We start from the raw sequence: 23,339 nt of genomic DNA on the forward strand, positions 1-23,339 counted from the left end.
CTCCTTTTAGGATAATGAAAGCGGCGGCCTTGATTTCTCAAAGCCGCCGCTGGGTGTATGGGCGTGTCAAAAGGGCTGCTGTACGACGGCTTTTTTTCTTTTGCCGTCGTCCGGCAACTTACTTCCTTGTTACTTCTTAAATGGGGCGACCAGAAGAATAGTCACAACAATAAGATATACAGCATATATGGCATAAGTCACGGTATTGCTCCACGGGAAGCTTGTTTCTGGATGTTTGAGAGCAAAAACCACAAAGGCGATGGCAACAATCAGCATTATCATGCCAATTATTCTGGAAATTTTCTTTGCCATTTTTAATTCCTCCGTAGACAGTATCTACGCCCCCCAACAGCGTTTTTTATATGCTGCCGGGCAGATAGCATCCTTATATTTAGATTTGTCAATACTATAAAATTGAATTGTTGCAGAAATGTCCTAACGCCGACTTCTTTCGACAGGATAACGGTCTGAATTGCTTCAATTTTGTAGCAATTCAAAATTTATCTAATTCCTGGACGAAGGAGCACCTTTTTGAACAGGAACATCGTCACGAAAAAATTGATTATGTATATAGCACAGCACCATTCAAAAAGAGCCAATAACCACAAGGAAGCAAACCTTGTGAGTTATCGGCTCTGCGGCTGTGCGTTTGGCGCTTTGATAAATGTCATATGGAATTGCTCAACATCAATCAAACACGCTCTTTTACACTTAGGGCAAAAAAGTAGAAAGTTTTTAAGAATGGTATCTTCTCTAATTTTGTCGTGTGTCGTGTGTCTTGTTTCCGCAAATGGGGCAACGGATAAAATCTGTTATTCCCATATTCATTTTTCATCCCGTTCATTATCCTGTTTCTTTTTTTTATCTCGGTATTTGCGAATGAGCTTATTCCGAGCGGGTATTCCAATACCGAGCAAAAGCACTACTGCCAAAATCGTAAAATCCATACAATTCACCTCACATTTCTTTATTTTTCATAATCTGCACAGAGAACCAGATCGACACAGCATACATAACAACCACCAGCGCAACCGCAAGAGCGAGAAGCAGCACAGGTGAACTTGCAATCGCGTTGATAATGGGGTTATCAGAAGGCAGTTTGGGAAGAAGAAACAAAGTCACTAAAAATCCTGCAACCGGAATATACATGAACACACGGCCTTTGATGGCTCCATATTTGTAATAGCCCGGAATTTGAAATACGGTATAAAGGGCAAACAGGAATAAACCGCCGATGGCTGCACTAATCATATCAAATGCTCCAACACTTTCACCCATTGCCCGCAGCACAATCGGCTGTGTGATAAGAGAAACCACCAGAGCCATCGCGCCCAGCGCAAGAACAAAGAGATACCGGCCTGTTACCATTTCGCTTTTCTTGATGGGTAAAATCCCATACAAACGCTCCATGCTGTTTTTCTCCGTTACAGAGAAAGTGTATCCTGTGGTCATGGCGATAAAGCACATGGCAAAGGAAACGCCGGTCAGGATGGAACGGTTAATGGCCGCAAAAGCGATAGGAAGAAGCATGGTAAAACCGATCACCTTGATATAGGGCTTTACCAGCGAAAAGTCTAATTTTGTTGCTTTTAATGTATTACTCATAATCGTCACCTTTCTTGCTCGTGAATACAACGATTTCATCAATGGTCGCCGGTTCAATACTCAAAGAGGAAAAAGCGACCGTATCTTCGGTCTTGACCAGGGCCTCAAAGCCCGTAGGGAATGTGCGGACACCGACAGCTTTTTCCTTCAGGTCAGCAGACAGTTCTTCTATTCCTCCCTTGACAATGCTGAACATATCGACAAATTCATCCTTGCTGCCGCTGAAAAACAATTCTCCATAGCTGATATAAGTGATATAGTCAGCAGCGCGTTCCAAATCGCCGGTGATATGGGTAGAGAACAGTACACTGTGTTCTCCGTCCTCGATATATTCCGAGAGAATTTGAAGCAGTTCATCTCTGGAAACCGGATCGAGGCCGCTGGTGGGTTCGTCCAGGATCAGCAGCTTTGCGTCGTAAGAGAACGCACAGGCCAGCATCAACTTCATCTGCATCCCCTTTGAGAGTTCTTTCACTTTCTTGGTGGGAGCAATGTGGAACTTCCGCAGCATCTCGGCAAACCGCTCCGACTTCCAGTTGGGATAGAAAACGGAGATGGATTTCTCTACCTGTGTTACCTGCCAATCATCGCTGAAATAGTTGGTATCAAATACAACACCGAGTTCCGCTTTTGCTTTCTGCTCGTCAGCGATATTGTCCAGCCCCATGATCTTGATTTCGCCGCCGTTGCGCTGGAGCATATTCAGAATGAGTTTGATGGTGGTCGTCTTGCCGGAACCGTTTGGCCCGATCAGCCCCATAATATATCCTTTTGGCAAGGTGAAGCTGATATTGTGAAGCTGGAAACTGTCAAAGAATTTCGACAGGTTTTTCACCTCTAAATAGTTAGTCATCTGTATTCGCCTCCAATAAAATATCTAAAAGACGGTGCAGTTCCTCGTTTGGAAGATTTGCTATTCTTGCCGCCTTGATTGCATCGGTCAACCCATTTTCTACTTTGCAGATAAGCTGCTCTCTCATCAGCTCAGAGCCACGGCCCATGACAAAGCAGCCGCGTCCCTGAACATTTTTGACAAATCCCTCTTGCTCTAATTCTGTATAGGCCCTTGTAACGGTTAGGACACTGATTTTCAAATCTTTTGCCAGTGTTCGGAGAGAAGGTAAGGCTTCGTCCTCTTTCAGTTCGCCAGATAGGATCGCCGCCTTGACCTGCTGCTTAATTTGCTCGTAGATGGGTACGCCTGATACATTTGAAATAATTAGTTTCAATCCATCTCACCTTCTTACTGTTTTAACTGTTATGCTATTATACATAACACTATAACACAAAGCGTTCAAAAAGACAATATGGTTAAAGAAAGTTTACAAATAGCAAAAACTGGTCGGGACAAGCAATCTCTGTCCCGACCAGTTTTCTTCTTGAAAGGCAGTGTTTATTCTGCCCTCAGATTTTCAATCAGACTTGTTTTTTCGATTGAACGACAGATGAAATAGCTGACAAGAATCTGTAACCCAATCAGTACAGCAGCAAACAAGAGAACAGGTAACGGATCAATGACAAAGATAACGAATTTCAGAGCCATTACCTTATTTGCCAAAAAGCACAGAAGTCCACCAATCGTAATACCAAAAGCCGCTGCCAATAGTGCCGACTTGATACTGACACTCATACCCTCCCGGTAGAGCATTTTTCGCAGTTGCCGGTTTGTCATCCCAACAGCTTGTAGCAAAGCAAACTCCCGTTTGCGGATGATTGCGCTGTTAATCAGCATATTTATCATATTGAGCAATCCGAATATCACGACAAAGGCAGATATAGCATATAGACTACTCATTGTTACATTGATAAACCCTGCAATCATAGAATATTCTTCCGAATATACTTTGAGCCGTAAATTCGGATTTCCGCTGATAAGAGATGCCAGTCTGTCTTTTACAGACTCCGTATAGTTTTTATCACAAAAGATAGAGATATGTGTTGTATTATTATACGGGGAAATCTGTTCGATTGCTTCTTGAGTGCAATAGAATAATCCCGTCGAGGGGAAATAGGCAATACCTGCAACAGTAAATGTTTCTTCTATGGTCTGTCCACCGACTTCAAAACGGAATGTCAACGAATCTCCAACTTGCAAATCGCCATAGTTGAGTTCACTTCGATCTGTGCGGTATTTATTGATTACAATTTCATTCGTACCTAAATCATCATAGCTAACAGTTCCACTTACGATTTCGCTGACATTGGCGATCAGTTCTGGTGACAAGCTATTCAGCAGTTCCAAGTTATCTTCGGGCGAGGTATAATTTACAGCCGATTCAACCAAACGGCCTATAACACACTCGTCAAGAATGATTTTCTGGACACCAGGAATATCTGTGATTTGTCCCATCAGTTCATCGGATAATGGGTTGTTCTGAATAATTGTCGGGAAGCGTTCGTAGAAATTATCCATTTGGATGCCAATTTGAAAATCTTCATCCATAGGATAGCTTTGCTGTATCATAGCCGGAAGATTGATAGAGGACACAAGAATAGCTAATGCAATCATCAATGTTCCACTGATACTTAACGAAATAATTGACATCCGATTTTTCTTCCGATTTGTGTGCAGATTGCTTTTCGCTAACGAATCGGGGGTGATCTGTTTTAGTTCCTTGTGAGAACCAGCGTTTTCCCCATCCCTGAATTTCATAGCTTCAATGGGTGAAGCATTTGCCAAAAGTTTTGCGGGTTTCCTCAGTGCAAATTTAATAACGACATAAATCAGCAGGATCGCAAATAAAGTAATGAGCGCATCATACAGAAGCCATTGTACTCCAGAGATTAAGACAATGAGCAAAATAGAAATCAATGCTCCAAGCGGTATAAATCTCACTGCCAACATATTGCCTTGCGTATTTAAGAACTGGCGCAGTTGCTTTTGTGTTGTGCCCAATGAGATCAGCTGGGCATACATTGGCATGGAATTTACGATGGAAATATAAAAAATGCTGTATATCACAAAGCTGCTGGCAAACATCAGGAATATGGTGAAAAAGATGACAGCAGCGATCACAGTTCCATCAAAGTAAACTCCATCAATGTAACTCTCATTTATGATAACATCAAAGCTGGGGATGCCCGCAGACTCGCCTTTGCTTTTCAAAAAGTCTTTTTGGGTATCGGAACCTGTACTGGAATAATCCGAATTGAGTAGAACAAGTACATCAACCGTGGCAGCGGTTTCTGTGCTGAAATCCGAAGTTATTTGACTGTATTGTTGGGCATATTTCATTCGGAAACTGTTTGATGTTACAACATAAAACTGCTCTCCACGTTCTTGTTCCTTGTTTTGAATCGTACCACATACAGTAAATTCTTCTTCTCTTTCTTCATTGGTCAAGCTGTCAACATAAGCAAACCGGAAAGTATCTCCCACCGACAAAGCACGATTCTTTAAGTAGGTTTCGGACACAAGCACCTCATTTTCACTGTCCGGGATTACGCCATCTACAAGCCGGAACCCCATAAAGGCCAGCGCCTGTTCGTCCATATATGCCAGATCGGTACGACCATCACGGTCAACCTGATTTCCAAAAGATTTGTAGATGCCTACGGCTTCAAAATCTTTATCCGATTGGAGTGTGGTTTTGGTATCTTCGTTTACTGCCCGATACATAGCATGGTATGGAGCCTGATTCGCTTGACCCAACGCATCATTCACTAAAACCGAAAAAATAGTTGCCATCAGACAGGTGGCCAGAACGATAATGGTTGCAGTTAAAAATGTTTTTAATTTGTGTGTTTTCAGATCAGCTTTCGCAAGACCATGTATTATTCTGCGCGTATCATTTTCAAATGGTAATGTCATATCCGCCACCTCCTTACGCCTTGATTTTTCCATCCTCAATACGCACAATACGGTCGGCAAGCTGGGCAATCTCGTTGTTATGGGTAATCATCACAAGCGTTTGGTTGAACTCCCGGCTGGTGCGCTGAAGCAGGCCCAGCACGTCGGCGCTGGTCTTGCTGTCCAGGTTGCCAGTGGGTTCATCGGCCAGGACAATGGCCGGTTTGGATACCAGGGCGCGGGCAATCGCCACGCGCTGCTGTTGGCCGCCGGAAAGGTTGTTGGGCATATTCTGGAGTTTGTCCTGAAGGCCCAGCATCTTCACGACCTCATCCATGAATTTCTGATCCACGGTGTCGCCGTCCAGCTCCACAGGCAGGACGATGTTCTCATACACATTCAGGATCGGCACCAGATTGTAGTTCTGGAACACAAACCCGATGTTGCGGCGGCGGAAGATGGTAAGCTGCTCGTCGTTCATTTTTGCCAGTTCCTTATCCCGAACCACCACACTGCCGGAAGTAGGGGTATCCAGGCCGCCCATCATGTGCAGCAGGGTGGATTTGCCGGAGCCGGATGTGCCGACCACAGCCACAAACTCGCCTTCCTCCACAGAGAAGGTCACGCCGTCCAGGGCGCGGGTAATGTTCGGCTCTGTGCCGTAATATTTTTTCAGATCGGTTGTCTGCAAGATACTCATAAGAATACCGCCTTTCTATTTTTTTGATAAGAGCAGTCTAAAGCTGAATTGTTGCAGAAATGTCCTAAACGCCCTCTGGTTTTGGACTGAATTGCTTCAATTTTAGGACATTTCATTTTTGATAGTATTTTTTGTAAAGCCGAACGGAAAGCAAGCCGGTAATTGCCAGTTGAATCGCCAAAAAGAACAGCACAAGACAGATGCTCTCATAATAAAATAGCTGTGTCTGAAAGATAACAACATCAATCAATGCCACTACTCCGGCTGCCCATCGAATATGCCGGACAAAGAAGAATTTGAAAACGCCCAGGATAATCATAGGTGGCAGGCAGAGCAGGACCGCATTGAGAATCAATGTCCTTGTAATAGCCATGTAACTTCCTCCTCTCATTGTTTGAGAAAAGCCTACCTCCCAAATGTTGCAGAAATGTCCTAAAATCCATGCTGTGATAATTTTTTGAAAAAGCGGCAGCCCGCACAGGCCGCCGCTTGATTACTCTTGTGGCAGAAACACCGAAAAGGTGGAACCTTTCCCAACCTCGGAAGTCACCAGAATATACCCGCCCTGCATGGTAATGATCTCACGGGCCAGATATAGACCAATGCCGATTCCGTCCACCTCATGCACCGCTTCTTCCCGGTAAAACCGTTTGAAGATTGTAGCCTGTTCCTGTTCCGGGATACCCCGGCCCGTGTCAGTCACATCAATTTTCCAGTACATTTCCCAATTCTGAACGGACACATGGATACTGCCACCAGCAGGCGTGTACTTCACCGCATTGTCCAGCAGATTGAACAGGGCCTCGGAAGTCCAGCGGCTATCATGGGAAATGGTCAGCCCCTCTGGGCAATCCACGGTCAGCTCAATACCTTTTTTCTCCATTGGAGCCAAAATCCCGTTGATGGCGTACACCAAAGTTTCCTCTATTAAAGCGTCCTTTTTCTCCAGCGTAATCACACCAGCCTCCAGCCGGGAAGTTTTCACCATTGCCTGAATCAGAAAGTCCAGCTTGTCAAGCTGGCTGCCGGTTGCCTGCAAAAACTCCCGCCGCTGTTCCTCCGAAATCGGACGGGTCAGCATGGTTTCATTGAGCATTTTCAGATTGGCAATGGGGGTCTTGGTCTGGTGGGAAATATCCGATAACAGAGATTGTAGATCGGCCTTTTCTTTTGCCACCGTATTCCGGTCTTTCTGCATGATGTTGTAGAGCCGTTCCATGCGGTGGCTGATTCTCGCCAGCAGCGTTTCCGCTTCATAGTCCATTTCTGGTCGTGCGGCGCTGTCCATCATGTCATCCAGCGTCCGGCACAGGCTGTCGGTGAACAAGGTCAGCTTCTTTTGAAAGTAGTGCAGGAAAATCCCGCCCCATACCAGAAACACAGCGGTCAGCAGCCCGCCGTACAAAACCAGCCGCAGGTTCTTCGTAACCAAAAACAGACAGAGCAGCACCAGAAAAGAGGTTGCAAGAAGTCCAATCGTAATGAGCCGCAGAAACTTTTCGACAGATAAATTTTCCAGCTTCATGCCTGCTCACCGCCGATCCACTGATAGCCCATGCCGTAGGCGGTCTTGATATACTTATGCTCGTCTGTTTCGATTTTCTTGCGGATACGGCTAATGATGGTGGTCAGGGTATGCTCGTCCACAAAATCTCCGTCAATGTCCCACAGTTTCTCTAAAATCTGCCGCTTGGTCAGGATAATCCGCGGGTTCTTCACAAACAGAAACAGGGTGCGGTATTCCTTCGGGGTGAAGTCCAGCGGTTCCCCGGCAAGGGACGCCCGCTGCTCGGAAAAGTCGATTTTCAGAAAGCCATCGTCAAACAGATCGTGCCGTGGAGCGCGGAGTTCCATATTGGCAAAGACCGCTCCCACTTTCTTACATAGCACCGTCACCGAAAAGGGCTTTGTAACATAATCTGCGCCGCCTACTTCATAGCCTTTGAGCATATCACTTTCCTTATCGTTGGCTGTAATGAAAATGATATAGGTGTGCTGGCCGCGCCCTCGGATTTCTTCGCAAAGGTCAAGGCCACTGCCATCCGGCAGATTGATGTCCAGGAGCGCAACATCAAACTCGGTTTCTTTCAAATGGGAAACAGCATCCTTGCGGTTATAGGCCGCTGTGATTTCATATCCTTCAGACGCCAGGTTATATCCCAGAGTCCGGTTCAAGAGGGTATCGTCCTCCACAATCAGTATCTTTCTCATGCGCTCACTTCCTCTCTTTTTGGGTATATACGATTTATCTTAAAGCTGAAATGTTGCAGAAATGTCCTAAGAATCTAAAAGTTTTTCATTTTCGCGCCCGCTTAAATTTCTTACCGCTTTATCATAACTTATCATATCATTTGCAGCAAGTATAGGAAATCCTTTTCTCACTCCAAATTCGGTATAATCGTGCCAGAAAACCGGAACGATAAGGTTATTCCTCAAATCAAACCGGAACGATGCAATATTATTGAGGTGAACGATAATGCCGATTGATGATTTGACTGCCTTGGGGGACGCACTTCGAGCAGCACGAAAAGAAAAAAATCTGACGCAGGAACAGCTGGCTGATGAATCCCATGTTTCTACCAAACAGATTGCCGACATTGAGAAAGCCAGGAGAAATCCTTCCTATTTGATTTTGAAAGCATTGGCAAAAGTGGTTCATCTTTCGCTGGACTCGCTTATGTACCCGGACCTCACGCCGGACGAAGCAGGACAGAATGAGATGAAGCTGCTGTATATGAACTGTCCGCCGGAGATGCGGGAAACCTTATTGCACCACACTCGTGGATTCACAGAGGAACTAAAGGAACTCTCCAAGAAACTTGAAACAAAGTAGGCCAGTAAGCGAAATCTGAAGGTTTCGTCACTGGCCTACTTTATTCCTGCGGGAAAGAGGCAAGCAATGCCCCTGGATAGCCATTCGGCTTCCGGCGCTGCTTGTTGAGGGTATCCCCCAAGCCCCCATAAACGCAGAATTTCATTCTGCGGCTGCGCGTTCTGCGAACGCTTTGGACCACGATCAGCTTATCGCTGTTCGTGGTCTTTTTCTCTTTCTGTATCGTGTTCCGCCTCCATGTTTAAGAGCCGATCTACATTGGTCTTTGCCGCCAGCAGCTCCCGCATTTCTTCACGGGAGCGCCGGTACTCGGCATAGGTCTTTTTCTTTTCCTCCAGGAGCCGGGCATACTCGGCTTGCAGCTCCTTGACCTTGGGCAGCTTCTTGACCCCCATATTGTCAAAGGCATTTTTGGCCGCCTGATGGAGCAGGATTTCCTCCTCATGTTCCTGGCGGAATCTCTTGGAGTAACCGGCCTTCCGGTAGGCCACATAGGTGTCGCGGGTCTTGGCATAGTTGATGATATGGGTCCGCAGGACGGCGATCTCCGCCATGCGTTTCTCCGCTGCCTTGATTTTTGCAGATAGCTCATTGTGGTGGGCCGTGGCCGCCGCAGCCTTTTCCTCCAGCACAGCATACTCCAGCAGGTTATGCTCGGTGAGATAGTTCACGGTCTGTGCCATCTGTTTCAGATTAAAGACCTTGGCCCACCGCACATACCCGGCACCTTTTCCGGCCTGGAGCTTTGCCTGGATGTCAACCAGCAGATTGACCTTCGGCGGTTCTGCTTGCTTGGCGGACTTCTGACGCGGCGTATGCTCCTTTTGTCCGGCGAGAACGGCCAGCAGGTCCTCCAAGGTGTAGCCGTCGCCCAAACTGTCCAGACGGGACACTTTGCTCCAGCCGGGGAGCTTCAAGCGGTAAGATTTTCCGCGCTTGGATACTTCACAGCCGGATTCCCGGAGCAGCTTCAGCAGCTCGTTCAGATCAGCAGGTTTTTGTGCCAGGGCGTTGTCAATGGCAGCACGGAGCAATTCCCGATGGGACAGTTTCGCCTGGTCCCCCAGCCACTGATCGTAGCTTTTCCCGTGGGGCTTCGGGTTCTCGACAATGGACAGCCCATTCTCAATGCAGATGGTGTCGCTTAATCGGCGGACGGCCTTTGTGCTGCCCCAAAAGTTGCGGAACTTCCGGTCACAGTCCAGGTTGACCGAACTCCAAATGATATGATTATGGACATGGGCCTTATCAATGTGAGTGCAGACGATAAAGGCGTGTTTGCCCTTGGTGAACCGTTTGGCAAATTCTACACCGAGCCGGTTGGCTTCCTCCGGGGTGATCTCCCCAGGACAGAAGGACTGGCGAACATGGTAGGCGATCACATCGTCCGCGCCACGGACCCGTCCGGTGGCGGCAATATATTGGCGCTTGGCCAGCATGAACTCGGCGTCGGCTACACGGCTATCGCACTCATAACCGGTGATAAGCCTGCCGTGGTCTGTCTTTTGCGGATTGGCCACATAGTCGATAATCGCGCTGATGGCACGGCTCTCGGTCCGGCCCTTGCCGATGTGCAGCGGCATGATGCGTGTGGTTGCCATAGAGAAACCTCCTCCCAAAAAGAAAAGGACAGCCGCGTGAGCTGTCCTTTGGTCAATCTGAATTTTCAATATGCTGTTGTGTTTTTAGAACGGCAATCCGCTTGGTATCTACAAAATGAGTTGCATACCATTTCTCGATTTCAGGGTTTCCGCTTTTGCTGAACCGCAGCGGAATTACCGGCTTGTGACCCTGCCCATTTTTCTTTTTATGCCCCACTGCTTGTAATAGCAGAAGGATGGTTTTAAGCCGGTTTTCTGTGCGTATATCCGCATCTGGTGCATGATGAACGAGAGCTTACGCAGATTTACGGTACAGACCTGTTCCAGATAATCCACCTGTCCCAAGCGCCAGTCCTCATATTTCTGTTTTGGCAGAGCGCCGACATCCATCAGCACATCCACAGGAGCCGCATAGCCACGGCGCTGGCATTGATGATAGACCGATGAATGTACTTTTCCAATCAGCTCTTTTTCAGTCATGGCTGTTATCTTTCTTTTCATGCCAGTTTTTCAGAACAGCCTCCACCTGAGCAATCAGCTGTTCCTTGTCCGGCATATAGAGAACATAACGGGATGCAAAGATATTGTTGGACAGACCGCCCAAGGCATATTCTGCCGCGATACTGTCTTTTTCCGTACAGAGGATAATGCCGATGGGCGGGTTATCGTCCGGGTCGTTGACTTCCGCCGCATAGTAGTTTAAGTACATATTGAGCTGACCGGCAGCCTCTGGTGTGAGTTTTGTGGTTTTCAGCTCGATCAGCACATACGCGCGGAGAATTTTGTTATAGAACACCATGTCCACATAGTAGTGGGTGTTATTCAGCGTCACGCGCTGCTGTGTCCCGACAAACATAAAACCGCGCCCTAACTCCAGCAGGAACTTTTCGATCTGCGCGACCAAGGCTTTTTCCAAATCGCTTTCCAGCATGGGCTTATTTTCCGGCACACCCAAAAACTCAAATACATAGGGATCGCGGATGATGTCAGCCGGCTGGCTGATCTCAATTCCTCTCTGCGCCAGAGAAAGGACTTTCTCCTTGTTTGCATCACCATCGGATAAAAGCAGCCGCTCATACAGCGAACTGTCGATTTGCCGCTTTAGCTCCCGAACCGACCAGCCGGAATTGATGGACTCCTTCTCATAAAAACTACGCTTATTTTCGTCAGAAATACTCAAAAGTTCGCAGTAATGGGACCAGGACAATTTAACAGACACTGTCTGTTGAATTGAGTAAGACTGGTAAAATCGTCTCATAAATTGAATATTAGACACAGAAAAACCTTTACCAAATTCCCTGGTCAACTCTTTGGAAAGCTCCTTCAAAGTCTGCTTCCCATAATCCGCGCGAATCTGATTTTGCTGTTCATATTCCACGATGATCCTGCCAATGTTCCAATAGGTTGTCAGGAGCTGTGTATTAACTTGCTGGGCAACATTTTTTCTGGCATTTTCCAGCAATTCCCGGATTTCCAGAATGATGGAGCTGTTCGGCGTCAACTGATTTTCCATACACGCCCTCCTTATCTAAAAACTGTCCGCACATGGCGGAAAAGTATGTTTTTATTTAGTATATCCTATTTTCGGAGGAAAGTAAAATAGCGGCAGGATGCTTTTTATCCATAAACCAAATCCTGAATTGCATATTTCAAATCCTGCACCTTGCCCAGTAGCCAAAAGGCCAGCTTCGGCAGCCCAAAGGGGCTTATGAGAAACGCAATCACCAGCAGGATAAGGCCGTTCTGCGGGGAGTATGTCACCAGGACGGCCACGCCCAGCAGGGCGATCACCGTACTGAGCAGCCCCAGCACCAAGCCGGACACATAGACCAACCCCACGCAAATCCAGATGGCCAGGGTGAGCAGCAGGATCACCGGCGCAATCACAATCTTCATAATCAGCTTCAATACGGTCATTTCATGGCCTCCTCTCGACGATCCAAATACTTCTGGCACAGACGGCGGACCTGTTCCTCGTCGTCCTCGTTTTCTTCCCGGCGTCCCTTTGTCAGCTGAATGGAGGCAAAGGATTCGTACTCGACCAGCAGATGGTCAAACAGTTCCTCCGGGGTCCGGCACACATCACCCTCGCAATAGGGCGGGTCCGGGGGTGAGCCGTTGAAGGACACGCAGACATATCCGTACCGGCTCTTGTAGACTTCCAGCTCCATGTCCTGCGCCAGATAGTCCTCGAAAATCTCTAAAACCTTTTCAAAGGTCAACATCGGTATCTCAACTCCTTTGTGAGATGTGAGAACACTTTGCTATCTGCCTTTATTATCCGGCAAGCCCCGTCAAAAGGCAAGGATACAGACAAAAAGAAAAAGCGGAGGGAGATGCGGCGAAAAGAACGCCGTTCCTCCCTCCGCAGATGGGATATATACCCCTGTCACGAAAGATGGGAGAGCTGGGTCAGGATTTCCTTCACGCCCTCCCATAACTGTTCCTGCCGCTGGGCTATATCCTCCAGGTCAGCGTCGTAGACACGCCCGGTCTCATGCACCCGGCGGGTGAGCTGATTTAAGTTGTTGCTGCTTCGGCGCAGCAGGGACACCAGCTCCTTCAGCTCCGGCAAGTCCAGCTGCACCACATAACCGTCCAGAGCCATCTTCCGCAGATAGGCTTCCCGATTATTGGTCCCAAGTTGGGACATTTTCTGCTCGATCAGCGCCAGCTCCTCCGGGGAGACCCGGAAATTCACCTGGACATCCCGCTTGCGCTTCGGGACGCTCACCGCTCCGGCTCCCGTTTCTTCTGGCCCGGAGCTTTCGGGGCTGCCTGTTTCGGTTCCTGCTTCAAATGCTCCCGGACGGAGGGCCGGGGCTGGCGCAGCTCCTTGGAGCGGTCCTCGCTGGCCAGGATGGTGGCATAGGTTCCGGGCATCCCTTTCATGCCGGTAAACGCCAGACTGCGAAACGGCAGGAGATTCATCAGCCGGTCATGGTCTTTGCTCCCGGCACGGTTCAAAAACTCCGGGGAAATGCGGGCCATGTAATGGATCCCGTGGGGGCTGTTCGGCACATCCGGCGCGCGCAGCGCCCGCAAAATCCGTTCTGCCTCTGCCTGGATGTCCTCTGCCGTCAAGGGCTGGCGGCGCAGATGTTCCTCACGCACCAGATCAATAAACCCGTTCAAGACAGCAGGGTGGCTGTTTAGGGCATAGCCGCACCGGACGGTATCAGAGTTGTAGTTGGGAATGGTCTTGGCCCATTCCTTGTTCCGGGGCGAATAGCGTCCATCCCAGTCCTGGAGCTGGACGGTGTTGGCAAGGACCAGCATGACCCGATCCATGCCGTAGGTCTCGATCACGCCCTTGGCGGCATCGTGACTGAGATACATCCCGTCGAAGTGTTCCCGCACCGCCGCTTCAATGGCTTCCTTGCATTGGAGGTTGGCCCGATTGGAGAACCGGTACTGCTCCAGCTCCCCATGCTCTTTCGCATAGGCAGCGGAGTGAGGGTAAATGGCGGCTTTCCGCAGCTCCGCCTGGGCCTTGCAAGCGTCATCGGCCCGGTTCTCAATGCTGTCCCGGATCACATCCATGTAGCCGGTCTCCAGCTTCTCAAAGTAACGGTACACATCAGCCAGCGGCGTGGGCGAATCCAGCAGCGCCTGGGCCTGGGCGTCGGTCAGCTCCAGTTCCTCCATCGCCATCACGATGTCCTCCCGGATAGTGTACTCATAGGCATGGTTCAGGACCTCTGCCGCGGACTGGCTTTTCAGCCAGTCCCGGAATTTGTCCTGCTCGGCGGCCATCTTCTCATAGAGGGCCGTATTCAGATCGTTGGTATTCATATTATTATCGCACCTCCTCATGCTGTTTCGGTTTCTTTTCAGCGTTGCGTGGCGGCAACGGGCGCTTCAAGCTGTCCAGCACCGAGAGCCGTGCGCTCTTGGCGATCACGGACTCCGGTTGAGAGCGGCCCCTGCCGTCAATGTTCAGCAGCGTATCCAGTTCCACCAAACGGGCGCTTTTGCTTTTCAGCTCGTCCTCATAGGGGAACGGCTTGCCCACTTCCTCCTTGGCGGCGGCCTGCTGCTGGTACAGATTGTCCAGTTGGGCCTTGGTCGCATCCAATCGCTGGGACATCTGTGCAAGTGCATTGTCGATACGGGTCAGGTTGCCGCGTGGGTCTATACCGAGGGTTGCCCGGTGGGTCATCTGGCCTTTCAGCAGGAGTGTATATTCCTGTTTCCAGGCCGAAAACTCCACGGACATAGTGAAGCCCCGGTAGCTGCCGATCTGCACAGGCTCGGAGCCTTTGACCTCCTTGCAGGCGTCCAGCAGGGCTGCACCGGCGTTTTCCTTGTCCGTCAGGGTATCGCCCCGGATTTCCATACCGGCAAAGCCGTCCTCCGGGTGAGGGTGGGCGGCCAGGGTTTCCAGGTCTGCTTCAAAGCCCTGGATGAAGCCTTTGTGCTTTTCGATTTCCTCCGGGAAGTATTTCAGCAGCTGGTCCTCCAGACGGTACTGCTTGCTCTGGTGGTCGGCTTTCATCAGCTTCAGCTTGGAGACCTCCACATCCAGGTCCATGCGCTCCTTGATACGGGGGTCTCCGGCGCACAGGGCCTTGATCTCGGCAAAGGACAGCGCCGTTTCGTCTACATCGTCGCAGCTTCTCACCGGCGATTTGGAAGTCATAATCTGGCTGATGAATTTCTGCTTGTTCTCGACGGTTTGCCACAGGTAGGCATCGAAAGTTCCCTCGGTAACATAGCGGTACACATGGACCAGGGGATTTTGGTTGCCCTGGCGCTCAATACGGCCCTTGCGCTGGGCAAGGTCTCCCGGCCGCCACGGGCAGTCCAGGTCATGGAGCGCCACAAGCCGATCCTGCACATTGGTGCCAGCGCCCATTTTGGCGGTGCTGCCCAGCAAGACACGCACCTGGCCGGTGCGGACCTTGGCGAACAACTCTTTTTTTCTGACTTCTGTGTTGGCTTCATGGATGAACGCGATCTGATCGGCTGGCATCCCCTGGGCGATGAGCTTTTGCCGGATGTCCTCATAGACGGTAAAGACCGGCTCCGGCTCGTCCAGCGGCACAGCCTGCTCCAGCGCATGGAGCGTGGGGTTGTCCAGCGCCTTGGCCGCCTTTTTCGCAGGGGCCGCCTGGGGCGTGGAAATGTCGCAGAACACCAGCTGGGTCAGCTTGTCGGCCTCGCCGTCCCGCCAAATCTGCATGATGTTTGCGACACATTGGTTGACCTTGGTGCCGGGTTCATCCGGCAGCAGCTGGTTGATGATACGCTGGTCCAGACCCAACTTGCGGCCATCGCCGGTGATCTTGAGCATATTGTCCTCCGATGGGTCAACGCTGCCGCTGTGTACCTTGGAGGCGCGCTCGGAGAGAACCTGCACCATCTCTTTTTGGTGTTCAGTAGGCTGGGCCACGATGTTGTGGTATTCCACCTCCGGCGTGGGCAGATGGAGCTGATCGGCGGTTTTGATGTCCGCCACCTCTTTGAACAGGTTCATCAGCTCCGGGAGATTGAAAAACTTGGAGAAGCGGGTGCGCGCCCGGTAGCCGGTGCCTTCCGGTGCCAGTTCCAGCGCCGTCGTCGTTTCACCAAAGCGCGACGCCCAGCAGTCAAAGTGGGTCATGCTCAGTTCCTGCAAGCGGTCATACTGGAGATACCGCTGCATGGTGTAAAGCTCGGTCATGGAGTTGCTGACCGGGGTGCCGGTGGCAAAGATAACCCCCCGGCTGCCGGTGATCTCGTCCATGTAGCGGCACTTGGCAAACATATCGCTGGACTTTTGGGCGTCGCTGGTGGAGAGGCCCGCCACATTCCGCATCTTGGTGTATAAAAACAGGTTCTTGTAATTGTGCGCTTCATCGACGAACAGGCGGTCCACACCCAGCTGCTCGAAAGTCACCACATCATCCTTGCGGCCCTCGGCCTGGAGCTTTTCCAGCCGCGCCTCCAGGGATTTGCGGGTCCGTTCCAGCTGCTTGACCGTGAAACGCTCGCCGCCGCTGGCCTGTACCTCGGCAATCCCCTCGGTAATCTCGTCGATCTGCTCGTAGAGGAGCCGTTCCTGGCGCTCCCGGCTGATGGGGATACGCTCAAACTGCGAGTGGCCGATGATAACGGCGTCGTAGTCGCCGGTGGCGATCCGGGCGCAAAACTTCTTTCGGTTATGGGTCTCAAAGTCCTTTTTGGTCGTGACCAGGATTTTGGCGGAGGGATAGAGCCGCAGAAACTCCGAAGCCCACTGCTCCGTCAGGTGGTTCGGCACCACAAAGAGGGATTTCTGGCACAGCCCCAGGCGCTTGGATTCCATCGCGGCGGCCACCATCTCAAAAGTCTTGCCCGCACCGACCTCGTGTGCCAACAGCGTATTGCCGCCGTACAGCACATGAGCGATAGCACCCAGCTGGTGATCCCGCAGGGTGATAGCTGGGTTCATACCGCCGAAGGTGATGTGGGACCCGTCGTATTCGCGGGGCCGGGTGGAGTTCATTTCCTCGTTGTACTGGCGCACCAGGGTCTGGCGGCGCTCCGGGTCCCGCCAAATCCAATCGCGGAAAGCGTCCCGGATGGCCTGCTGCTTTTGGGCGGACAGGGTGGTCTCCTTGGCGTTCAGCACCCGGCGCTCCCTGCCGTCTGCGTCCTCCACGGTGTCGTAAATGCGGACATCCCGCAGGTTTAAGGAATCCTCCAAAATCTTGTAGGCGTTGGCACGGCTGGTTCCGTAGGTGGTGTAGGCCGCCACATCTTTTTCGGATACAGAATTTTTGCCTGTGACCTGCCATTCGGCGGTGTAAGAGGCGTAATTGACCTGAATGGCGCGCTGGAGGTAGTACGGGGTGTTGAAGGTCTCATACATGAACTGCTGGATATACTCTTTGTCGATCCAGGTAGCGCCCAGGCGCACCTCGATCTCCGAAGCGTCCAGGTCTTTGGGCTGCGCCTTTTCCAGCGCCTCCACATTGGGACGGAAAATCTCGCTGACCTCCAGCGCCCGCTGTGCCTGCCGCAGCTTTCGCCGCACATTGCCGGACAGGTATTCGTCGGCGGTCACATAGGCAGGCCGTTCTCCCTCCGGCACCGGCCCAGGCAGACGGAAGATCACGCCTTGCAGCTCGGCAGCCAGCTCGTCGCTGGTCTTGCCGGTGAGCTGTTCCATGTACTCCATATCCACACGGGCCTTTTCCGCGATGGATACGGCCAGAGCTTCGCTGGCGGTATCCACGGAAGTCACCGCCTCATGGGGCTTGATGGTCCGCTTGGTGAACATATCCGCCTTACGCTCCAGCCTGCCGTCCTCGTCCACGATCTCCAGCGCACAGAGCAGATAATAGCTGGAATCGTCGGCAAAGGCCAGCCGGTTCGCCCGGTCATTGATAAGGCCGTACTTAGCGGAAAAATCGTCATAGAGCCGGTTCAGCTCCGCTTGTTTTTCCCGGATGTGGCTGTCCAGCGTGGCGGCGTCCATTTGCAGGTCGATCAGTTCCTGGACGCAATCCCGCAGCCTCACCATGCCCTTGACACGGGCCTCGGCGGTGGCATTGAGATCAGGGCGCACCATGCGGCTGTTCTCCCGGAAATACACAGCGCCGTCCACCACGGTGTAGGAGTAGTTCTTCACATTGGGGTCGGCGGGGATGGAGGTGTCGATGGCTTCGCCTTCGCCCAGCTCCGGCAGCTCAGCCTCCTGGTAGGTGCCGCGAATGTACTTCACGGCATCATGCAGCTGATCGGCAAGCTCCAGCCCCTCGATGGGATTCACGGTGTAGTCCATGCCATGGGCGGTGCTTTCCGGTTCCTGTCGGCCCAGCACCATTTCCGGGTGGTCGATAAAATAGCGGTTGATGGAAAAGCCGTCCTCGGTCTGTCCGGTCTGCGTCCACTCCGGTGAAATGTCCAGCGGACGATCCCGCTTTTGCAGGAAAACGATGTCCGAAACGACCTCGGCACCTGCGTTCTTTTTGAAAGCGTCATTGGGCAGACGGATGGCCCCCAGCAGCTCGGCGCGCTGGGCCAGATACCGGCGCACAGTGGAATCCTTGGCATCCATCGTGTAGCGGGAAGTCACAAAGGCCACCACGCCACCGGGACGCACCTGATCCAACGCCTTGGCAAAAAAGTAGTTGTGAATGCTGAAATTCAGCTTGTCATAGGCTTTGTCCCGGACCTGATACTGGCCGAAAGGCACATTGCCGATGGCGAGATCATAGAAGTCCCGCCTGTCGGTGGTCTCGAAGCCTGCCACGGTGATGTCGGCCTTGGGATAGAGCTGCTGGGCAATACGCCCGCTGATGGAATCCAGCTCCACGCCGTACAGACGGCTATTTCGCATTTCCTCCGGCAGCATACCGAAGAAGTTGCCCACACCGCAGGACGGCTCCAGGATGTTGCCGGTCTCAAACCCCATGCGGCCCACGGCCTCATAGATGGCCCGGATCACCGTGGGGCTGGTGTAGTGGGCGTTGAGGGTAGACCCTCTGGCGGCAGCGTATTCCTCCGGGGTCAGCAGCTCCTTCAGCTGGGCATATTCCTTGCTCCAGCTTTCCTTGTCGGGGTCAAAGGCGTCGGCAAGGCCGCCCCAGCCCACATACCGGGAGAGGACTTGCTGCTGCTCCGGCGTTGCCTGCCCGGTGGTTTTCTCCAGGTATTTCAGCAGCTTGATTGCCTCGACATTGGCCTGGAACTTGGCCTTGGGGCCGCCTTCGCCCAGATGATCGTCCGTGATGTGGAAATTCTCGGCGCTGCGGCGCAGGTTCTCCTTGTACTCCCCATAAGCGGCTTCCTCGGCAGCCCTGGCATTGGGGAAGGTCTGCCACTCGCCATTGACCTGGATGGAAATGGGATGTTCGTCCAGCACTTCATCCAGGGTCTTTTCCGGTTCGATGGCAGGTGCGGGAGGCTCCGGTTCATCGGTCCGCAGGGTCTGAACCACCACATCATAGGGCAGATGGTTCTTGTCGCCCGGATAGACAGCCACCGTCTCGGCGTGATAAGCCGGGGTTTCGGCAGCCGGTTCCGGGCGTTCCTGTCCAAAGCCGTCCAGCTGACGAGCGTACAGCCCGCGCAGCAAAGGCGCAGCCTCGTCCCAGCGGAAGAACAGCATGGCCAGCCGCTTTTCATCTGCGTCCAGCACTTCCAGCTCGATACCTTCCGGCATCGTGCGGTAGTCGGCGGTGTCGCCAGTCTCCAGCTCCATTGTTTCCACAATGTTGGGATAGGCCCGGCTCAGCCACAGGGCAATCTCCCGGTTGCTCTTGCCGCTGTGCAGCAGCTCAGAAAGCTCCGCCTTATCCGCCTCACCGATCAGGCCATGTGCCAGCACATCCCGCAGGTCCTGGTCTACCGCATCCGGGTTTGCAGGGAGGAACTCGGTATAGAAGTCGTTGCGGTTATCTGCCCGCAGAAGCTGCTCAAACTGTTCCTGACGCTCGGCCCGGTAGATGGGATAGCTCATGCCGGTGGGCAGCAGCTGCACCGTGTCATCCCGCAACTCCGTGATCTGGTGGGCGCGGTCATCCAGATAGACAATATCCCCCACATGGTAGGGAGGGACTGTTGGATCATAAGAAGTCCGTTCCCTGACCGTGCCACGGGCCGCAGCATATTCTTCGTCTGATACAGGAACACGCGCTTTGTCGGAAGAAGGCTGTTCCGGCTGGTCTGCTTGGTCGGTCTCCCTGGATATGGCCTCCACATCCCGCATGACCTGCTGAACAAAGGGATCGTTGTCCAGCTTTTCCGGGTCCACCACATGACCATCCACAATGCCGCGCTGGGCCAGGGTCTCCCGGATGGCGATGGGGTCCACATCGTCCAGATTGTCCTGTTCGACCTGGGTGTAGAAACGGTCCTCCTTGATGAGCTGGGCGATCCGGCGCTGCACCTTGGACCAGGGAAGCGCCGTTCCTTCGGGGCTTTCCGGGCGTACTGCAAACGGGGTCTTACCGTCGCTGCCGTCAAACTCATGGGCCAGCCATGCAGCGGTGTCTTTTTCCCGTGCATGGTCTTTCATGTAGCGGACAACGGCGTGTTTACTCTCGATCCTGCCATTCCAGTCCTGGATAGCCCGGTCAATGTCATTGTCCGAGAGCGGGCGCAGCAGTTCATGGAGCTTGGGATAGGTTTCGTCTGCCACTTCCCGGTGCAGCCGCTGGCGAAATTCCGGCACATCAGAGAACAGGCGGATCAGCTCTATATCGTGGGAATCAAGAATGACGCGGCGCACAGCAGCATTACACTCGATCATAGCGTTTTCATAATCACTGTGACCGCAGGCGTTCCGGTATCTGATGTCCTGGGTAACGGCCTCCAGCACAATGGGCTTGTATCGCTCATGCAGCTCCCGGAGGGTGGGAATGGGCTGCTCCGGCACATCCTCCCGCAGAACATCGGCAGGTTCCGTGTCGGGCGGCTGGGCTTGCAGGAGATCTTCTTCGGCCAGAGCCTTTTCCGCCTGGATTTTGTCGAACTCCTCCTGTTCCTGTTCGGTGAGATAGCGGCCCTTCTGAATCAAATCGGTGATCCGCTTGGCAACCTTCTCCCATGTGAAATGCACATCCGGGCAGCCGCCTTTTTTGTAGTGCAGGCCCTTTCCGTCATGATCTTCCCAGCTGCCCCCAGCGCCTGACAGGGCATGGGAGTGGCCCCCAATGCCGTACTCGTGCCGGAGGAAATCCACCTTTTCTTTATCGGTGTGGGAATTTTGGAAATAGGCAAAAATGCGGCCTTTCCCACCAGAAACACCGCTGCCTCTGGTCATGGCGACATCGATCTCGTCCTCGGTGATAAACTGCTTGACCGCAGGTACTTCCGTCATCTGAGAGGTAAAGGCGGTGCGGGGCAGGGACAGATCTTTCAGGTTTCCCCAAATCTCCTTTGGCTTGTGGTAGTGGAACCGCAGCAAGTCCCGGTCCTGCTGATAGGCCGTCCAGAATGCTGCATATTCTTCTGCAAGGGTCTGGCGGAACTCCGGGCTTTTCAGCTGCTCGGTAAGCCACGCGGATTCTTCTGGGAAACCTCGCCCTGGATTGTTGGCAAGGCTGGGCAGATACCCGGATTCTCTGGCTTCATCGCTGAAATCGTGATACAGATTCCAGAACTTTTCCGCAAGGAGGGAACGTTCATAGCCCTCGGCCTCGGACAGCTCCACATTGGTGGCAAACTGGCCGGTCTGCAAAAGCTGGCCGATACGCTCGGCGGCGCTCTCCCAGGAAATGACCTGGGCGGACTTGTCATAACGGGCAGACTTTCCGTGAGACAGGTGGATGCCGTCCTCGGCATACCATGCGGTAATGCTGCCAATCCCGTTGCCGCCGGTATAGAGGTTTTGCAGATAGGCTGCGATCTCGGCGGTGGACTTCTGCTTTTCAAAAGCTGCCACAATGCGTTCACGCTGCCGGTCAGTGTTGCCTCCCAGCCGCAGCACATGGTCGATGTCGGTCTGGGCAAAAGAAAAAGCAGAGGATGTTTGCACATTCTCTGCTTCGTCTATTCTTTGGATTTGTTCCGCTTCGGAGAGTAACAGGTTTAAGGTCAGCTGTTGATAAGCTCCGCCATCAGAATCTCCTCGGCCTGGGCCTTGCAAGTGTTCATCAGGCCCACCCAGCGCATCGGATCGCGGGCTTTCAGCTCCTCCGTCGCGCCCGCCAACTCCGCCAGCTGGGGCATCATCTGCTCCAGACGGCTGTTCGCCGTCTCGTCGATCTCGATGAGGTGCGGGTACAGCTTCTCGGTCAGCAGCAGCTGGTTGTAAATCAGGGGCCAGTGTTCCTTCAGATACGCTTTCCGCATCCTGCCGTACTTGCCCAGGGGCTTCTCCGGCTGTTCGCTCAGGCTCAGGTCGGGAATCAGGTAATCCCCGTTCTGCGTGTAAGTCAGGGTGTTCTTCATGGTGGTTGCTCCTTTCCGCGAGTTGTTCGCGCTCATAATTCTGGATGGTGACGCCGATCTGCCGCAGCACCTGCTGGTTCACCTGGCTGACCGCTGCGCCCAACGCCCCAACCGTGGCCGGGGTATTGAAATCGAAAATCGGCATGAAGTCCTCATGCTGGAAATATTGTTCCGTATCCAGCCCGCAGCGGGACATCAGGGCATAGGCGATACTGACGGTGGCGGCGGACTTAAATTGGACTTCGATGTTGAGTTCATCGTACTCCTCCAGGAACGAACCGTCAACGATGTAGTGGAAGTCCTGCTGATGCTCGTCCCAATACTCACTCGCCAGCTTTCCGGCCACATCAATAAGCTGCTGGGCAAGATCGTCACCGGCAACGCCGTAGTTGCGTTCCAGCATGGCCGATACAGGCCCGATGTGCTGTTCTTCCAGTTGCCACAGCCAGGGGGTGCGGGAATGTTCACGGGTGCCGGTGTCGGAAATATCGAACACATAGCGCAGCCGGGGCCTGTCGCCGGAATCGTCCACCAGGGCGATACCCTTGGAGCCACGGCGCACATACCGGCCCATTTTCTCATTCCACAGGTCGTACTCGGCGCAGGCGGTGGCGTCCGGGCGCTGGGCGTAAATCATCATCTGTTCATGGAACGGATATTTGTAGAGGCGGGCGGCAGTCGTGAGAAAGGCCGTCCATTCCTTCCAGCTGCCCACAAGCCGGGTCGATACCTGTTCGGCCATCTGCCGGAAAAATTCAGCTTTGGATGGCATGGTTGTTTGTCCTCCTTTCATTTTTGGGGTAAAAGAAAAGCAGGAAACCATTTCTGAACTGCTCCCCGTCAAGAGGACAGAGAAAAAATATAAAATTTTTCCGGCCAGCAGCTAAGCGTTGCTGGCCATATTTCATGCAGCACAGTACAACTCATATTTCTCCATCGGCGTTA

Annotated in this window: 21 protein-coding genes and 1 pseudogene; 2 read left to right on the forward strand and 20 right to left on the reverse strand. The window is 52.4% G+C overall.

Annotated features, from left to right (window positions below; translation table 11 throughout):
• Positions 1-129 precede the first annotated feature (129 nt).
• The 11 genes from B5E82_RS15805 to B5E82_RS15850 all read right to left on the reverse strand — a co-directional run bounded on the left by B5E82_RS15805 (position 130) and on the right by B5E82_RS15850 (position 8,306).
• Positions 130-312, reverse strand: coding sequence for a hypothetical protein (locus B5E82_RS15805; protein ID WP_087308499.1), 183 nt, complete (start codon positions 310-312; stop codon positions 130-132).
• Positions 313-626: 314 nt separating this feature from the next.
• On the reverse strand, positions 627-809 hold the full coding sequence (locus B5E82_RS15810) for a cysteine-rich KTR domain-containing protein (protein WP_334293292.1): 183 nt from the start codon (positions 807-809) through the stop codon (positions 627-629).
• Positions 810-824: 15 nt separating this feature from the next.
• Positions 825-947 carry a hypothetical protein gene (locus tag B5E82_RS18645; protein WP_275533171.1) on the reverse strand — a complete coding sequence of 41 codons (123 nt, stop codon included), beginning with the start codon at positions 945-947 and terminating at the stop codon, positions 825-827.
• A gap of 10 nt (positions 948-957) precedes the next feature.
• Entirely contained in the window at positions 958-1,605 is a 648-nt protein-coding gene (locus B5E82_RS15815) for an ABC-2 transporter permease (RefSeq protein ID WP_087308500.1), read from the reverse strand.
• Positions 1,598-2,458: an ABC transporter ATP-binding protein gene (locus tag B5E82_RS15820; protein ID WP_087308501.1), complete on the reverse strand. Its 861-nt coding sequence runs from the start codon at positions 2,456-2,458 to the stop codon at positions 1,598-1,600. The genes B5E82_RS15815 and B5E82_RS15820 overlap by 8 nt, the downstream gene beginning before the upstream one ends.
• Positions 2,451-2,834: a GntR family transcriptional regulator gene (locus tag B5E82_RS15825; protein WP_087308502.1), complete on the reverse strand. Its 384-nt coding sequence runs from the start codon at positions 2,832-2,834 to the stop codon at positions 2,451-2,453. Before B5E82_RS15825 ends, B5E82_RS15820 begins: the two co-directional genes overlap by 8 nt.
• A 164-nt stretch (positions 2,835-2,998) precedes the next feature.
• Entirely contained in the window at positions 2,999-5,416 is a 2,418-nt protein-coding gene (locus B5E82_RS15830) for an ABC transporter permease (protein ID WP_087308503.1), read from the reverse strand.
• 13 nt (positions 5,417-5,429) lie between these two features.
• Positions 5,430-6,095 (reverse strand): ABC transporter ATP-binding protein, encoded by a 666-nt coding sequence (locus tag B5E82_RS15835; protein WP_016147273.1) that lies wholly within the window; start codon positions 6,093-6,095, stop codon positions 5,430-5,432.
• A 112-nt stretch (positions 6,096-6,207) separates the two neighbouring features.
• On the reverse strand, positions 6,208-6,468 hold the full coding sequence (locus tag B5E82_RS15840; protein WP_087308504.1) for a hypothetical protein: 261 nt from the start codon (positions 6,466-6,468) through the stop codon (positions 6,208-6,210).
• A gap of 120 nt (positions 6,469-6,588) precedes the next feature.
• Positions 6,589-7,620: a sensor histidine kinase gene (locus tag B5E82_RS15845; RefSeq protein ID WP_087308505.1), complete on the reverse strand. Its 1,032-nt coding sequence runs from the start codon at positions 7,618-7,620 to the stop codon at positions 6,589-6,591.
• Positions 7,617-8,306 (reverse strand): response regulator transcription factor, encoded by a 690-nt coding sequence (locus B5E82_RS15850; RefSeq protein WP_087308506.1) that lies wholly within the window; start codon positions 8,304-8,306, stop codon positions 7,617-7,619. The genes B5E82_RS15845 and B5E82_RS15850 overlap by 4 nt, the downstream gene beginning before the upstream one ends.
• Positions 8,307-8,571: 265 nt before the next feature.
• Between B5E82_RS15850 and B5E82_RS15855 the strand changes: the two genes are divergently transcribed.
• Positions 8,572-8,928 carry a helix-turn-helix transcriptional regulator gene (locus tag B5E82_RS15855; RefSeq protein ID WP_087308507.1) on the forward strand — a complete coding sequence of 119 codons (357 nt, stop codon included), beginning with the start codon at positions 8,572-8,574 and terminating at the stop codon, positions 8,926-8,928.
• Between the two features lie 188 nt (positions 8,929-9,116).
• Here the strand turns inward: B5E82_RS15855 and B5E82_RS15860 are convergent, their stop codons facing one another.
• From B5E82_RS15860 to B5E82_RS18585, 9 genes and pseudogenes are all read right to left on the reverse strand, one after another.
• Complete coding sequence (locus tag B5E82_RS15860; protein ID WP_087308508.1) at positions 9,117-10,529, reverse strand: relaxase/mobilization nuclease domain-containing protein; 1,413 nt, start codon at positions 10,527-10,529, stop codon at positions 9,117-9,119.
• Positions 10,530-10,703: 174 nt separating this feature from the next.
• On the reverse strand, positions 10,704-11,030 hold the full coding sequence (locus tag B5E82_RS15865; RefSeq protein ID WP_242966343.1) for a hypothetical protein: 327 nt from the start codon (positions 11,028-11,030) through the stop codon (positions 10,704-10,706).
• Positions 11,002-12,042 carry a PDDEXK nuclease domain-containing protein gene (locus B5E82_RS15870; RefSeq protein WP_087308509.1) on the reverse strand — a complete coding sequence of 347 codons (1,041 nt, stop codon included), beginning with the start codon at positions 12,040-12,042 and terminating at the stop codon, positions 11,002-11,004. The genes B5E82_RS15865 and B5E82_RS15870 overlap by 29 nt, the downstream gene beginning before the upstream one ends.
• Positions 12,043-12,146: 104 nt before the next feature.
• Complete coding sequence (locus B5E82_RS15875; protein ID WP_087308510.1) at positions 12,147-12,446, reverse strand: CD1845 family protein; 300 nt, start codon at positions 12,444-12,446, stop codon at positions 12,147-12,149.
• Positions 12,443-12,754 carry a hypothetical protein gene (locus B5E82_RS15880; protein ID WP_006573240.1) on the reverse strand — a complete coding sequence of 104 codons (312 nt, stop codon included), beginning with the start codon at positions 12,752-12,754 and terminating at the stop codon, positions 12,443-12,445. The genes B5E82_RS15875 and B5E82_RS15880 overlap by 4 nt, the downstream gene beginning before the upstream one ends.
• Before the next feature lie 164 nt (positions 12,755-12,918).
• Complete coding sequence (locus tag B5E82_RS15885) at positions 12,919-13,263, reverse strand: plasmid mobilization protein (RefSeq protein WP_087308511.1); 345 nt, start codon at positions 13,261-13,263, stop codon at positions 12,919-12,921.
• A 359-nt stretch (positions 13,264-13,622) separates the two neighbouring features.
• Positions 13,623-14,324: pseudogene (locus tag B5E82_RS15890) on the reverse strand (DUF3849 domain-containing protein); the annotation flags it as partial.
• A gap of 4 nt (positions 14,325-14,328) precedes the next feature.
• Complete coding sequence (locus tag B5E82_RS15895) at positions 14,329-21,978, reverse strand: SNF2-related protein (protein ID WP_330398397.1); 7,650 nt, start codon at positions 21,976-21,978, stop codon at positions 14,329-14,331.
• A gap of 59 nt (positions 21,979-22,037) precedes the next feature.
• Positions 22,038-22,394: a TnpV protein gene (locus tag B5E82_RS18585; RefSeq protein WP_242966344.1), complete on the reverse strand. Its 357-nt coding sequence runs from the start codon at positions 22,392-22,394 to the stop codon at positions 22,038-22,040.
• Here B5E82_RS18585 and B5E82_RS18590 point away from each other — a divergent pair.
• On the forward strand, positions 22,393-23,223 hold the full coding sequence (locus tag B5E82_RS18590) for a hypothetical protein (RefSeq protein ID WP_242966345.1): 831 nt from the start codon (positions 22,393-22,395) through the stop codon (positions 23,221-23,223). The two genes, B5E82_RS18585 and B5E82_RS18590, sit on opposite strands and share 2 nt — an antisense overlap.
• The last annotated feature ends 116 nt before the right edge of the window (positions 23,224-23,339 follow it).

Source organism: Lachnoclostridium sp. An138 (genome assembly GCF_002160765.1).
In the GTDB taxonomy this organism is placed as follows: domain Bacteria; phylum Bacillota; class Clostridia; order Lachnospirales; family Lachnospiraceae; genus Laedolimicola; species Laedolimicola faecalis.